The organism is Nocardia otitidiscaviarum NBRC 14405 (genome assembly GCF_000308635.1).
Classification (GTDB): Bacteria; Actinomycetota; Actinomycetes; order Mycobacteriales; family Mycobacteriaceae; genus Nocardia; species Nocardia otitidiscaviarum.
Genome location: NZ_BAGD01000081.1, coordinates 60,164 through 73,157 on the forward strand (window position 1 = coordinate 60,164; position 12,994 = coordinate 73,157).

Consider the following 12,994-nt stretch of genomic DNA (forward strand, 5'->3'; position numbering starts at 1 on the left):
TCACGGACCGGTTATCCCAGACTCACCCCGCCATGGGCTGTCGGCACCGAGATTCCCAGGCGGCCGGAATATCCGAGGAAAGCACCGGCGCACCGAGAGCCTCGTCATCGAACTCGAACGCCTCCAACACCTGAGGCAGGTGGTCGGCGAGGGTGTCGATAGCACGGCGGAGCGCCTGCTCGATCGACCGCACGGCGGCGGCGTCGAGCAGACCGCGCGTGAGATACCACGCGGCATGCTGATTGAGATAGTGCAGTGCGAAAACATCACGCACCGCGGCGATCTCGGGCAGATCGGCGTACTGGTGCAGCAATTGCAACGCCTCTTCGGCGCAGTACGCCTCGGCCAGGCTCAACGCTTCCGGAATGACCGCCAACCGGTCCGTGAGATCCGGTGTCGCCAAATGCCGCTGCGCCTCCTGCACGATCGTGAGGGTGCGCGCGTTGAGCAGGCCCAGGCGATCGGCGGGATCGGCGGCATCGTGCAGGCCAGGTTCAGGAACCGGTTTTCCGGCCAGATGTTTGGCCAACACCCGACCGGCCACGGACCCGAGCACGTGGCAGTCGCCCTCACCGGTGATGGCGGCGTGGCAGACGCCGAGGTAGTCGGCGACTCGATTCGCGCTGAACATGCCTTGCGCTGCCATCTTCAGACGACTGTTCGTCACCGTGGACAGCGCGTGCAACTGGATGAAGTGCTTGGCCAGCATCACCGATACGACGGTGTCGCGGTCGGTGAGGTCGCTGCTCGCCAACGACGTCTTGACCGCGTTGCCGTAGATCGTGCGGGCCACGGTGCCGGCCAGGTCGGTGAGCAGAGTGTCTCGCACATGCGGGAGATCCAGCATAGGGGGGGTGTCGTTGGGTGTCAGCGGCACCGTCCGCTTGGCGGCATAGCGCAACGCGATGTAGAGCGAGGCGCGGGCCGCCGCGTTCAGACAGGACGACAGCGCCAGGCGCCCCACGGTCAGCTGGCTGATCGCCGAAGCGAACGACCGCTTGCGACTGTTCTCGTCGCGCCAGGTCAGCACGCCCTGGTCGTCGATCGTAGCGAGGTCGTTGCTCAGCCAGGCACTGCGCTCCACCCGCAGACCGTCGAAACTGATGACAGAGTTGTCCATGATCACCAGTGGCTGGTGGTCGAGCTGGGTGATCGTCACTCCTGGGGCCGGTGTGCCGTCGGGGCCGCGTAGTCGCGCCGCGAACAGGTGCACGCCCTGGTCGACACCCGCCGAATCGATGTAGCGCGCGCCCACGACACAGACCCGGGAGACCGGAATACCGACGCTGGGCATGAACTTCCGGGCCCGCGGGTTCGGGGTATTGATCACGAACCCGTCACCGTCCCAGGTGGCGGTGGTCTGCATGAACTGGATGTTCGAACCGCACCCGTACTCGGTCAGCAGCATGACTCCGATACTGGCGGCGTCGTCCAGATCCTCCAGATACGGTGCCGCCGAGTCGGAGTCGGTGAGCGTGGCCAGGCTGCCGGAGGCCAGGTTGTAGTGCCCGGAGATCAGCGGGATGAGATCCGTCGCCAGCACCGCCGACCAGTCGAAGACCGCGAACAGCTGTGGCAGGTTCGTAGCCACGGCCTGGGTGCTGCCGATTTCCTTGACCAGGTACCGCAGCTGGTCGTAAGCGTTCTCCCGGCGCTGGGCCTGGCTCATTCTCTCGTTGACGAAGTAGTGCGGGTTGGTCAGAACGTGTTGGAGCTTCCGGTGGAAGTCCAGGCTGCCGTGCCGAAGCAACTCGGCCAGCGTCGTCCCTTCCTGGTACCCGTGCGTGTTCATTTTCGGCCTCCTACTCAACGATCCCAGCGGACACTCGTCCACCGCTGGGCATGAGGCGATCGCTGCCGAACCTCGACACACCGGTCACCTGTCGCACCGCGCACGCGGGTACGGCAGCAACCGACAGTTGGGGGACGGGGCGAGTCACCTGTCAAAAGTTCGTTGCACCACACACCTTCACATGAATGCCGTTCGGCGGGAATAGCTCGAGGCGATATCGCCGAGCTACGGTTGCTGCGGCCGGTCCGGTCGGGGGGCGGACAGCTGTGTGTCGAAGTGGTGCGGCAGCTCGTCGGCACCGCCCGGCCGAGCTTCCGGCAGTGTCGAACGAGTCACGAATTGTATTGTTACACAGATTCTCTCGCGCCTCATAGTGAACACTCACAAACCGCGGCACGCTCGCACCCGCACCTCGACCGGCGAGGCGCGGGTCAGCTCCTCGGAAAGCTACACGACGGCAAACGGGCGCGCGGGCGGGAACACCACCGGCAGCTCCGTCAAGGCCCGGTGAAACGGACCGGGCCGCCAGACGAGGTCCTCTTCGCGAACCGCCAATGTGATGTCGGGCAGGAGGTCGAGCAGTTGATCGATGATGTCTTGGGCCAGCAGAATCCCGTACGGCCGAGCATGATCGGGGCACGCGTGATCACCGCTGCTGAACGCCAGGTTCCAGCCATTGTCCACGAAGGTGCCGGTGTTCAATTCCGGATCGGTGTTGCAGGCGGCCATGCTGATGATGACCGGCTCGTGCGCCGGCAGCCATACGCCGTCGATCAGGGTGGGCTGGCGCGGATAGGTGATGCAGTAGTTCGCCATGGGCGGGTCGGTCGCCAGCCGCTCGTCGATAGCGCTCCGCGTCGTCAGCGGAATCCCTTGTCCGCCACTGGTGAAACGATCATCGGTCATCATCAGCAGTAGCGTGTTGGCGACGAGGTTCAGCGGTGGTTCGACCCCGGCGGCGAACAGCAGCACCAGCTGATGGACCATCTCCTCATCGGTCAGCGCGGCCGGATGCCGGACCAGTCTCGTGGTGACATCGTCGCCCGGGTGGGCGCGCTTGAGCGCGGTGAGGTCGAACAGCGCCTCGCCCATCTGCGCGTTCACGGTGGCCGTGTCCACGCCGTCGAACATGGCGGCCGAGGCCGCCGCGACCCGGGTGCCGATTTCCGGTGGGCAGCCGAGTATCTCGCAGAAAACCGAGAAGACCAGCGGGAGGGCGTACTGGCTCAGCACGTCGGCTCTGCCGTCGGCACAGAAGGTGTTGACCAGCGGGATGGCCGAGCGCTCCACCATGGAACGCACCGCGTACAGATCGATTCCGGCCAGGGCGTCGTTGAGGGCCGCGCGGTACCGCGCGTGTGCCGCGCCGGTGGTGCGGATGGCATTGGGCCGAGCCTCGACCATCGGCATGATCGGGCAGCCGGAGGGCGCGGTGCGCTGCCAGATACTCGGATCGGCGGGGAAGCGGTCGGAATCGCCGAGAATTCGCACCGCGGTGGCATAGTTGATGACCAAGGTCGCCGGTAATCCCGGCCACATCTCCACCGGCACCAGCGATCCGTATTCGCTGCGCATCCGCCGGTAGGCTCCGTGTGGATCGGCCGCGAACGCGGGATCGTAGATCGGAATCCGCGGACCTAAGGCCTCGATCGGTGGCAGCGAGCTGGAGCTAGCACCATGATGCGTGTGCTGCGGATACACGAAGCCTCCTTGGAATCGGTTGCGGCAGAATCGTACCCAAGGACGGGGGGACGCGCGGGCTTCGACCCGGATAGCGAGGTTTGTGCTACAGACTGGTCGCCCTGCACAGGCCCGAACGAATCGATACCGTCCTCACCGACGGGCTGGCGCGTTTGCCCGAGATTGGCGCGTTCCGCCCTGGCCGCCCGCCGGGAGCGCCTGCGACAGTGACAGTCGGTATGCACGGCATGGCGTCGCGCTGTTCTGATCTTGGAGCGAAATTAGTTGTAGAGCATTGTCATTCGCGGTTCACCGTGCCTGTCGACATGTGATTGGAGATACCGTGCCCCACACCCGAGAGAGCGCTGTCGCCTACGTGATCACGGCCCTGGAGGCCAAAGGTACTGCGACACGCGATGATTTCGATGTGCCGGGGCTGGTCGCCACCTCACGCGCGATCGCTGGGAGCTGGGACCTCGAAGGGATGCCGCCATCGCTGTTCTGGACCCTCGCCGCCAGTCACCTCAGGGTCTAGCGGCTCGAGATCCGGCCCGGCGACCACCGGCGTCCGGCTCGCCACCGCCCAGCGCAGCGTGGCGCGGCGCATGGAGGCGGCGTCGGCATAGCCGAGCAGGCGGGCCTGCCGGTTGCGGCCCAGGGGGCCCGCGGCGGTGAGGCGGGCGTGGCGGGCGCGATCCAACTCTCGACGCCACGTCGTCCCCGCTTCGGCCAGGCGACGTTGCAGGGTGCGCGGGCTGGTGGCCAGGCGGCGCGACACCGCCGCCAGGGAAATGTCGCCGCCGTCGAGCGCTTCGGCGATCGCCACCGCGACCCGCTCCGGCCAGGCCGCCGCCAGCGCCGGGGGCGGCGGCAGCGCCTCGGCCAGCGGTCGCAGCACCGCGGCCAGGTCGGGATCGGCGGTAGTGAGCGGCAATTCCAGATCGGCCGCGCGAAATGTCAGTGCGTCGACGTCCGCACCGAATTCGAGTCGGGCGTCGCCGAACACCTCGCGATAGAGGTCCAGTCGCCGAGGTGCGCGCTGCCGCAGCGACACCACGATCGGATCCAGCGGTGCCGCGACGACGCGTCGGGCTCGGGTCAAAACGGCGGTCAATCCCCATAGATGTGTGTGATCACGCGCGCGGCCCCCGCCGTCGACCATATCGAGTCGCAGCATCGGGCCGCGATCACCGTCGATGAGATCGAAGCGGTGATTGGTGGTCACCGCGGCGACGTACGGGCCGCACGTCGCCAGCCCGGCGCCGACCGTCGGCGCACTGACGAACAGATAGTCGTACAGCCGGGTTGCCTTCAACTCGTAGCGACTCGCCACCCGCAAAGCCACATCCGGATCGTCCAGCCAGCGTGACCCGATCTCCCACAGCCGCCAGAACGTCTCACTGGATACGTGCACACCGTCTCCGGACAACGCCCACTCGGGCACCCCGCACTCCCGGATCATCCGCGCCCGATCCAGTCCGGCCCGCTCGAGCTGATTCAGCACGAAGCGGTGCAACAGCGTCTGATCGGTCCCCACACCCACCTCCACGCCGGTCACTGCCAGTCGGGTCGGTGCGACATGCTATCCCGAGGGACACGCGCCGTGTTCGGAAAATCGAATCCGATCCCGCTCCGCCGGAATCGCCCATCGGATCCGGATTTCGACGGTGAGTGCGGTGGCGACCATTGCCGCGATCGGCGGTCGCACTCGGACCACCACGGCGGCCGACCGGAGGGGACCTGGGATACTGGCGACGTGGCACTGTCGCCCGAACCGCACGACGGCGTGCCCCCGGAGCCGATCACGTCCGACGCCCCGGGGCGGATCGACCATCCACTGCTGACCCAGTCGTGGCTCGACCTCACCTTCCTGCACTGGGCCGCCGATCCGGCCGATATCGCCCCGCTGCTCCCGACCGGGGTCGCGCCCGACACGCTGGCCGGAGTCACCTATGTGGGATTGGTGGCGTTCCGGATGCACCGCATCGGGTGGCGGCGGCTGCCGGGCCTGCCCTATCTGGGCACCTTTCCCCAGACGAACGTCCGCCTCTACTCCGTGGACGCCCGTGGACGACGCGGCGTGGTCTTCCGCTCCCTGGACGCCGCACGTCTGCTGCCGGTCGCTCTGGCGCGCACCGTATTTCAGCTCCCGTACCGGTGGTCGCGCATGGCGATACGAACCGATGGCGGCCTGCGCACCTACACCAGCGCCCGCCGTTGGCCCGGCCCCCGCGACGCGCACAGCCGGATCACCATCCGCGTCGGCGAACCGATCGCCCGGCCCACCGAACTCGACCACTTCCTCACCGCCCGCTGGGGGCTGCACACCGCCCGGAACGACCACCTTCTCTACCTCCCCAACACCCATCCCCGCTGGCCCCTGCACCGCGCCGAACTCCTCGACTGCGACGAAACCCTCCTCGAGGCGGCGGGCCTGGCGAAACCCGACCGCCCACCGATCAGCGTGCTCTACTCCCCCGGAGTCGCGGCCCGTCTCGGCCGCCCCGATCGCCCACGCTGACCCGACACCCGACGACGCGCCCTCCGCCACGCCGTTGCCCCGTCTCGGGTATCTCGAGCGGGCCGTCCGGGGCGACCGATGAGTTTTCGCGGCCGCTGTCGTCGGTACAGCAATGGCCTGCGATCGCCGCTGCGGTCGACGGGTCCCGTCCGTGCTGTCGTCCGCGGCAGCGCTGAACCAGGAGGTTGCCTCGCGTGACGAAGCCAGCTACCCGTGACGAGCTGTGGGCCATGGCCCACGTCGAGCGTGCGGCGTTGGCCGACGATCTCGCCGGACTGGAGGACACGCAGTGGACCGAGCGGTCGCTGTGCGGGGACTGGACGGTGGAGGAGGTTGTCGCCCATCTCACCGCGGCGGCGAGTATCGGCAGGTTCCGCTGGCTGCGCAGCGTCGTCGGTGTCCGCTTCGATTTCGACGAGCACAATGCGCGGCGGCTGGCGGAGCACCGGGGCGCGACTCCCGCACAGACCCTGGAGCGGTTTCGCGCGGTCGTCACCAGTACCACGGCCGCGTCGGGGCACACGGCGGCCTGGTTGGGCGAGGTGGTCGTGCACGCGCAGGACATCCGACGCCCGCTGGGTTTGTCTCGCGAGCCCGCCGTCGACGCCGCTACCGAGGTCGCGCGCTTCTACGCGGGCCGGGACTTCACGGTCACCAGCCGCAGCGCGATCAAGGGACTCCGGCTGGAGGCCACCGACGGACCGTTCGCCACCGGTACCGGCCCCCCGGTCACCGGTACGACGCTCGCGCTGACCATGGCGATGGCCGGTCGATCCGGCTACTGCGACGAACTCACCGGCCCCGGCGTGCCCACCCTCCGCGCTCGCTGCCTGGGCTAGATCCGAGCGACAAGGAGTTTCACCCATGACGAGACCATTCCGATTCGGGGTCGTCGCCCCGCTCCGCAGTGACGTGCCGACCTGGCGAGATCGGGTGCGCCGCATCGCCGACAGCGGCTATTCGACGCTGCTGGTACCCGACTTCCCGCAACTGCAACCGGCGCCCGCTACCCTGCTCGCCACCGCCGCGGCGCTGACCGACCTGCGCGTGGGCAGCTGGGTGTACGCCTCCCCGTTCCGCCCCGCCTGGCTGACCGCGTGGGAGGCGCACTCGCTGACGCTGCTGACCGAGGGCCGCTTCGAGATGGGTATCGGCACCGGCAGGCCCGGAATCGAAGCAGAGCTACGCGACAAGGGCATACCCGACGTCCCGCCGCCGCGTGAGCGGCTGACACAGATCCGCGAAACCATCACCAGGCTGCGGGAACTCGACGGACCCGACCGTCACACGCCGGTGGCGATGGCCGTCTACGGCCCGAAGGCCCGCGCATTGGCGGCGGAGGTAGCGGATACGGTCACCCTGGTGCTGGGCGATCAGCCGCGCGGCGAGGTCGAGCGGATGACACGAGAGTTCCGCTCCAACAACGCCATCGAACTCGCACTCGCCGTACCGGTCGTCGGCGACACCGTCGCACCGCACATGGCACCACCCGACACCGACACCGCCGCCCTGCACGCGGCCGATGCGATGACCGTCCTCCCGGACGACCCGGCGGCCGCCACCGAGGAGATTCAGCGACGACGCGAGGAACTCGGCTTCTCCTACTTCGTCTTCGGCGCGGACGTCGCCGAACGGTTCGCTCCGATCGTCGCCGAACTCGCCGGAAAGTAGTCGGGACGTGCGCCGCGAAAACCCTTTGGCGGACCACGATCACCACTGTTAACCTGCCAGCGGCCGTGCCGGAGAACGAGGAGGTGGTACCCGTGAACGCAGTATCGACGTGGGTGCTCCCCTCCGGGGTCACGGTCGGACGATAGGTCGTTCGGGAGCGCCGTTCAGCAGCACTCCCGAAAGGCACGACTGTGCAATTCATTTCCGACCAGCGCCTCGACGATATCGTCCGCGAGCGCGAATTCACCCTCGGCGGGATCCCCGGCATCCTGTGGACCCCCGGTTCCGCAACCACACCGTTGCCGCTGCTCCTGCTCGGCCACCCTCCTCTGGGCCTGCACCAGATGTACCCGCGACTGCTGACCCGGGCCCGGCACGCCGCAGCGGCGGGCTTCGCCACGGCCACCATCGAACTCCCCGGCAGCGGTGTACGCCCCCGCTTCACGGCCGTCGACCAGGCCCGCGCCGATATGCGGGATGCACAGCGCGCAGGCGCACCGATCACCGACGACATCATCGACCGCCTGATCCTCCCCCTGGTCGACCAGTCGGTCCCGGAATGGCGAACCACACTCGACGCCCTGCTCGCACTCCCCGAACTCAACGGCGCGGTCGGATATTCGGGCGGATTGATCTCCATCGGCACCCGCCTGGCGGCAGTCGAGCCACGCATCCAGGCCGCCGTCCTGTACGCGGGAAGCTTCGCACCCCGCGCGATCATCGAGGAGGCCCGCCAGGTCACCATCCCGCTGCACGTCCTGTTGCAGTGGGACGACGCGGGAAACGACAGACAGATGGCCCTGGACCTGTTCGACGCCTTCGGATCCGAAGAGAAGACACTGCACGCCAATATGGGTGGGCACACCGGCGTCCCCCGATACGCGGCGGATGAGGCGAATCGGTTCTTCGTCCGGCACCTGACATGAGGCCGATCAGAAGGGGTCGGCTACAGACCTGATGACGTGCGACAAGACGACATGGCCACGACGAGTCAGTAGGCTGCCGACCAGGAGTTCTCTCCGGCGCGGGGCCACCCTGATATTTCTGCGCAGCGGCCTGATCTTCGGCATAGTCATGCGCTCTATCTGGGATTGACCTCCGGCTCCGTGTGGGCCGGGGTGATCGCCGGATTGACCGGCGGGCTGCTGTTCGGTGCGGTCATCACCGGGTTGTCCATCATGCGGGCACCGCGCGATGGCACCGGCCACGAGCTCGGAGCCGCTGTGCGCCAGCAGGTCTCGATAGAGGCGGAGCGGCCCGCCGAGGAGGCGTTCGCCGTGGCCGAACGGGTCCTGGCCGAGGTACCGGCGACTATCACGCAGCGCGACCCCGCCACTGGCGTACTCACCGCCCGAACGAAGGTGTCGTGGACGAGCTGGGGTGAGAACCTGCGGGTGGTGGTGACGGAGCGGCCCGAGGGCAGCACGGTGGACATCTCCAGTCGTCCGCGCCTTCCGATCACGACCATCGACTACGGACGCAATCTCCAGAATGTGCGGTCGATCGTGCGGGCGCTGTCCATACCGGCGTAGTGGCCGTCCCCGACGCTTGTCCGATGCACTGACATCCCGATGTCGGTGTTGTCACCATCGGTGGATACGGCTGCTGGCTTGATTCAGTGACGTGGTCGGGTCTCGAAACGGTCATAGAGCGCGTTGAAGAAGGACTCCCTCGGATCGCCGAACCACGGGGTGGGTTCGCGGTCGTCCTCTTCCTCATCGTCGTGGGTGATGACGGAAGCCGGCCAGGCACCGATGATGACCTGCTCGAGCAAGAACTCGAGCAGGTCGGTGAAGTCGGGTGTCACTCAATTCCATCTCCCACGTACCGACGCCGATCGCACTGCGGGGTGTCTTCTGGCCGATGGCAGCCACGCCGCCCGATCAGCGCGACGGGCAGAGCCAAGAAACCAACTCTCGAGCTGAACCATGGCTCGAGATCGAGGATGCAACGGCACCGTCGAAATCTGCGATGTAGGCGATAGCGTGGTTGCGTTCGACGGTACTCATCGACGGTTTTGCGATGCGGAGGAAGAGATGAATCTCCGGCTGCCCCTCATCGCCGCGTCGGCGGTATCAGTACTTCTCGTCGCCGGCTGCAGCGCGGACGACACGTCCCCGGCACCGCCGACTCCATCGTCATCGGCGCCGACAACAGTTTCTCCGTCAGACGATTCGCCACCGACACCCGCCACACCGCAAACCACGGTCGAAGTGACGGCACCGCCTGGCCAGATCACCTTCGAATGCGGGGACACCTCGCTGTATCAGTCCGGCACGGCCCTGTACTCCGACGGCTCCACGGGCTACGAACCAAGCTGCGACACGTACGTTCCGCCACCAGAACGTACACTGCTGCACTGCGATATCGGCGGCGCCGCCGTGTATACGGATGGCTCATACTCGGCGACCGACCCGCGCTGCTCATACCTCGCCGACGAGCCGAACTCCAACCCGAATCCCGGGGGCGGTTATCAGTACAACCCCGAGGAGGACCGCAACGACGACGGCGTCGTCAACGGGTACGAACGTTGCGGGGTTCTCTGCGGCGACCCACCGACCAGTGGTGATATACAGACACAGCACGGCTGCGAAGAGGGCTACATCACTGGACCCAGCTGTGACCCCTACCGGTAGGCCGCAGCGACGTTGAACCGGGCCGACGGAACCAGATAGCTGTCGGCTGACCGATCACGGCGAATCCCCCACGAGCGTCCTGAGACAAGCTCGCCTCGAATTCGCGTCGGTCGGGGTGATCACGCAGCAGGTTTGCTCCGCGAAGTCTCATGCACCGGCCAGGTGAGGTGCAATCGCCGATGACCTACGTGCGCGACTTCCCGCGCCCGCACGGCTCGAAGCGGCCAGCGGTAGCACTCCGACACGCGGCCCGTCGACAACCGAATCGTGGCTAGGCTATGGCGAACCAGGCGCGGAGCGCGACGAAGTCGCTGTGCCACAGACCGACTCGCGGATCGACGCGGTACAGGAGTGCCTCACCGGGGTGATGTTCGGCTACCCATGCCCGGTCGTCGTCGCCGATCTCGTCGTCGATCCAGATGAACGCCCCTCCGGCGGACCGCTCGACCAGAGTGCGTGTCTTCCAGTGCAATCCGAACCATTCGTCGATTCGATCGTCAGTGCGGTCGGGCCATTCGACCACCGGCAGTTCGGGGAGACCCAGCAGTGGACCGATGGAACGATTGGCCTCGTTCCCCCAAGTGGTCGCCCAGACCAGATCACCGGGCAGGCCCGACAGCAGCGGACCCAGAGTGGGGTCGACTCGTTCGATGAGGGGGTTCACGGTGTGCTGCGCTTCTCGTAGAGGCGGGCCCTCTTGGTCGCCTTTGGGCTTCGCACGGAAGGGTATGACCGGACCGTCGACATCGAGAAAGACGATTGGGCGGCAGTGCGGGGTCATGCTGGTGGAAGACTACAGCAGCGGAGCTGGTTCCAATGGAAGATCAACGGGTCGAATCAGCCGGAATGGTTGCCTGACAAGGCTTTACCCCGCAGCCGTACCGATCGTGACAGAATCGGGCACATGACTCCGGTCCCAGCAGGCCACCCAATTCCCACTCAGCCGAGCGGCTACGACACAATCGCCGACGGCTACACGGCCGAAAACGAGACCGGCCTCCTGCACGCGTACTACAACCGGCCCGCGATCCTGGAACTCGCTGGGGACGTCGCCGGGCGGCGAATCCTCGACGTCGGCTGCGGCTCAGGACCACTGTTCGCCGCACTGCGCGATCGGGGCGCTACCTTGACCGGAATCGACAGCAGCGCCCGAATGCTGGAGCACGCCCGGCGGCGCCTCGGGGGCGAGGCAAACCTACTGCGCGCCGACCTGGCTGACCCGCTGCCGTTTCCGGACGCCGCGTTCGACGACGTCGTTGCCTCCCTGGTGCTGCACTACCTGCAAGACTGGGCACCACCATTGGCCGAGCTGCGACGCGTGCTGGCTTCCGGCGGCCGGCTCCTCGTCTCGGTCGAGCATCCATTCGCCAACTTCCTCGCCCAGCGGCTGGCTGGGGACACGACCGACTATTTCCAGACCCGCAACCGGATCGACGAATGGACCATGGGCGGTCAGACCGCCCGCCTGAGTTTCTGGGACCGGCCTTTACACGCGATGACCGACGCCTTCACCGCAGCTGGGTTCCGCATCAGCGTTATCAGCGAACCTCCGGCCCTGCCCGCCGCCCGCGACCTGATCCCCGAGGTCTTGGGCGAGAGCATCGACAACAGATTCCTGTGCTTCCTGTTCTTCGTCCTGCACGCCAACTGATCACCGCGGTCCGCAGCCGAAATGCATGTGGCTTAGCGGATCCAGCCGCTGCCGGTGCTGGTGACCGAGCAGATCCACTGGTTCCCGCCCTATCTTCGGCCGTCCGATGATCCGCTCACCACAGCTCGAATTCCGGCTCGTCCGATTCGAGCATCGATGCCAGTTCCCCAGCGTCGATCGTGCGCCGGTCGGGATTGTCGAGGAAGTAGCGGAAGGTCGAGAGCAGGGCGTTGGGGTCGACGGACCAGCTCAGGGTGTTGATGATCCAGATAGTGGGGCGTAGCTGCCGTCCCCAGGCGCCGGAGCGTTCGATCGGCCCGTTGTGGTGCAGCTCGGACCGGGCCGTTCGGCAGGTGAATTTCAGTGATGCTTCCCGCGACGCCCACGGGCGCTAGGCCAGTTCTACGTCTTCGATGTCGTTCCAAGGGAATTCGCGCACCTGGGTTCCGCCCCCGCCGTGCAGCCCGTTATCGAGGGCCGCGGCCCCGAGTCAGACGCCGGACAGCACCGCGATCAGCTGCGGGTCGCGTAGCCGCTGCGCGTGCAGAACCGGTGGGGCCGAACGGCTCTCCACTGTCGTTCGACGCGGAAACGCCCGGCGGAACAACGTAGTCGTCGTGCACGGACCATCCCTCCCACTCCGCCGACCGCACTGTGCGGCGGAAGCAGACGCCCGTCGGGGGCGAGCGCTATTCGCAGCCGATGCCGTCACCGTCACGGTCGAGGCCGTACTCGTCCGGACCGATGACGCGAACCCGGCCGGTATAGACCGGACCGTTGCCACTGCCGCCCTCGCAGTCGACATCACTGGTGATGGGCAGGCATGGGTCGTAGGAGGCGTGGCATTGCGAGGCACGCGCGGGGGCGGCCGATGCGGTGGCGGGTGCGACCAGAACGAATCCGAGAGCGGTGATCGCGGATACGCCGAGCGTGGCGACGAACTGCACAGAAGTTCCCCTTCGAGCTGACGAACCTCAGCAGCATACACCGCGACACGATCCGGCAACCCAAGCGAATTCCACTGGCGCGCAATATCAATGAGG

Annotated in this window: 13 protein-coding genes; 7 read left to right on the plus strand and 6 right to left on the minus strand. The window is 66.9% G+C overall.

Translation table 11 applies throughout. The annotated features are described in order from the left end of the window. Positions 1-22: 22 nt before the first annotated feature. From ON31_RS16820 to ON31_RS16830, 3 genes are all read right to left on the minus strand, one after another. Positions 23-1,792 (minus strand): acyl-CoA dehydrogenase family protein, encoded by a 1,770-nt coding sequence (locus ON31_RS16820; RefSeq protein WP_039814788.1) that lies wholly within the window; start codon positions 1,790-1,792, stop codon positions 23-25. 447 nt (positions 1,793-2,239) lie between these two features. Next, positions 2,240-3,493: a cytochrome P450 family protein gene (locus ON31_RS16825; protein ID WP_051037377.1), complete on the minus strand. Its 1,254-nt coding sequence runs from the start codon at positions 3,491-3,493 to the stop codon at positions 2,240-2,242. 427 nt (positions 3,494-3,920) lie between these two features. Continuing rightward, positions 3,921-5,009, minus strand: coding sequence for an AraC family transcriptional regulator ligand-binding domain-containing protein (locus tag ON31_RS16830; protein WP_081592538.1), 1,089 nt, complete (start codon positions 5,007-5,009; stop codon positions 3,921-3,923). Between the two features lie 219 nt (positions 5,010-5,228). On the opposite strand from ON31_RS16830, the gene ON31_RS16835 reads away from it, so the two are divergent. The 5 genes from ON31_RS16835 to ON31_RS16855 all read left to right on the plus strand — a co-directional run bounded on the left by ON31_RS16835 (position 5,229) and on the right by ON31_RS16855 (position 9,196). Continuing rightward, entirely contained in the window at positions 5,229-5,993 is a 765-nt protein-coding gene (locus ON31_RS16835; RefSeq protein WP_218007339.1) for a YqjF family protein, read from the plus strand. Positions 5,994-6,187: 194 nt separating this feature from the next. Then, a complete protein-coding gene (locus tag ON31_RS16840) occupies positions 6,188-6,832 on the plus strand; it encodes a maleylpyruvate isomerase family mycothiol-dependent enzyme (protein WP_039814790.1) in 645 nt (214 codons plus the stop codon). A 25-nt stretch (positions 6,833-6,857) separates the two neighbouring features. Continuing rightward, positions 6,858-7,664: an LLM class flavin-dependent oxidoreductase gene (locus ON31_RS16845; protein ID WP_039814792.1), complete on the plus strand. Its 807-nt coding sequence runs from the start codon at positions 6,858-6,860 to the stop codon at positions 7,662-7,664. A gap of 191 nt (positions 7,665-7,855) precedes the next feature. Then, a complete protein-coding gene (locus ON31_RS16850; protein ID WP_039814794.1) occupies positions 7,856-8,590 on the plus strand; it encodes a dienelactone hydrolase family protein in 735 nt (244 codons plus the stop codon). A gap of 165 nt (positions 8,591-8,755) precedes the next feature. Further along, entirely contained in the window at positions 8,756-9,196 is a 441-nt protein-coding gene (locus ON31_RS16855) for a DUF1499 domain-containing protein (RefSeq protein ID WP_039814796.1), read from the plus strand. Between the two features lie 83 nt (positions 9,197-9,279). Here the strand turns inward: ON31_RS16855 and ON31_RS16860 are convergent, their stop codons facing one another. Then, a complete protein-coding gene (locus tag ON31_RS16860; protein ID WP_039814798.1) occupies positions 9,280-9,471 on the minus strand; it encodes a hypothetical protein in 192 nt (63 codons plus the stop codon). Positions 9,472-9,649: 178 nt separating this feature from the next. On the opposite strand from ON31_RS16860, the gene ON31_RS38000 reads away from it, so the two are divergent. Further along, positions 9,650-10,300, plus strand: a complete 651-nt coding sequence (locus ON31_RS38000; RefSeq protein WP_255222138.1) for a hypothetical protein — start codon at positions 9,650-9,652, stop codon at positions 10,298-10,300. Between the two features lie 271 nt (positions 10,301-10,571). On the opposite strand, the gene ON31_RS16870 is transcribed toward ON31_RS38000, so the two are convergent. Further along, a complete protein-coding gene (locus ON31_RS16870; RefSeq protein ID WP_039814800.1) occupies positions 10,572-11,081 on the minus strand; it encodes an HAD domain-containing protein in 510 nt (169 codons plus the stop codon). 123 nt (positions 11,082-11,204) lie between these two features. On the opposite strand from ON31_RS16870, the gene ON31_RS16875 reads away from it, so the two are divergent. Beyond that, on the plus strand, positions 11,205-11,951 hold the full coding sequence (locus tag ON31_RS16875; protein WP_039814802.1) for a class I SAM-dependent methyltransferase: 747 nt from the start codon (positions 11,205-11,207) through the stop codon (positions 11,949-11,951). 689 nt (positions 11,952-12,640) lie between these two features. Here ON31_RS16875 and ON31_RS16880 read toward each other — a convergent pair. Next, positions 12,641-12,898, minus strand: a complete 258-nt coding sequence (locus ON31_RS16880) for a hypothetical protein (RefSeq protein WP_039814804.1) — start codon at positions 12,896-12,898, stop codon at positions 12,641-12,643. Positions 12,899-12,994: the final 96 nt, after the last annotated feature.